The 1155-nt window shown below is 55.5% G+C and carries 1 protein-coding gene; it reads left to right on the forward strand.

Annotated elements, in window-relative coordinates:
• Positions 1 to 442 precede the first annotated feature (442 nt).
• Positions 443 to 1072: a tyrosine-type recombinase/integrase gene (locus tag AC1DPR_RS32055; RefSeq protein WP_477818035.1), complete on the forward strand. Its 630-nt coding sequence runs from the start codon at positions 443 to 445 to the stop codon at positions 1070 to 1072.
• The last annotated feature ends 83 nt before the right edge of the window (positions 1073 to 1155 follow it).

The raw sequence follows: 1155 nt of genomic DNA on the forward strand, positions 1-1155 counted from the left end.
CATTATAATCAGTCCACCAAAGCTTTTGCGGCGGCGATGCAATTGCGGTTGCAGCCGCCAAACTTACTGAAAAAATGATCGCTTTCAATGACGCAAGATGAAATTTCGCGTGCGCTTCGTTCCTGACTAGACTGATAAATCCCATTACTTCGACCCTTCCCCGGAGGCGTGGTTGCTAAGACGAGACGCCGATTGAATTGGCTCAAATATAGTCACAATAGCAACGCCCCATGCATCGTATGATGCACATCAGATGTAAATTCTACTGACATCTGATATGCACGCCTGTTGCCGTTTCTGAGTCTATTCCCGCTTTGGCGAGTGACTGCGAATCTCGTCACATCACTGCCATAGATAAGAGGTTGACAAAAGTCCCTTAAGGGTCGGATAGCGACCGTTGCAAAAAGCGCAAACTAGATCTCCCTTCACCTGAAAGGAGATCATCATGGACACCGCAAACTCTCCTGCCGCGCCTCGCATACCGTGGAACAAGGGAAAGATCACGGGTCAGAAGCCGCCCCTGAAGCTCAAGGAAATCTGGGCGATCCGAACCAGGCTGCAGATGTCCGCGAGCGCGCGCGAGCTGGCGCTGTTCAACCTAGCAATCGACAGCAAGCTCCGCGCTTGCGATCTCACTCGGCTGCTGGTCCAGGACATATGCCACGGCGGCCACGTGGCTGCGCGGGCAACCGTAACGCAGCAAAAGACCCATCGACCGGTGCAGTTCGAGATCACCGAACAGACACGCGAAAGCGTTAATGCTTGGATTCGATTACACCGTCTGCGTCCATCAGACTATCTGTTCCCAAGCCGGCTTCACGCCTCGGCTCATCTTTCGACGCGGCAGTACGCCAGGTTGGTTCACTGTTGGATCGCTTCGATCGGGCTAGATGATTCGGCCTACGGGACACACACCATGAGGCGAACGAAGGCTTCGTTGATCTACCGGCGGACGAAGAACCTGCGCGCGGTGCAGTTACTCCTCGGGCACACGAAGATCGAGAGCACGGTGAGATACCTCGGCATCGAGGTCGACGATGCCCTCGAAATGGYGGAGCAAACCGAGGTGTGACGGCATCATGGCCGGCGAGCGGACGCTTGCCGGCCAGAAGCGGTCATTGGCACACGCTGTGGCATGCTTGCGCTCCGCAGGAG

It is taken from the genome of Rhizobium sp. 01T417, assembly GCF_056398905.1.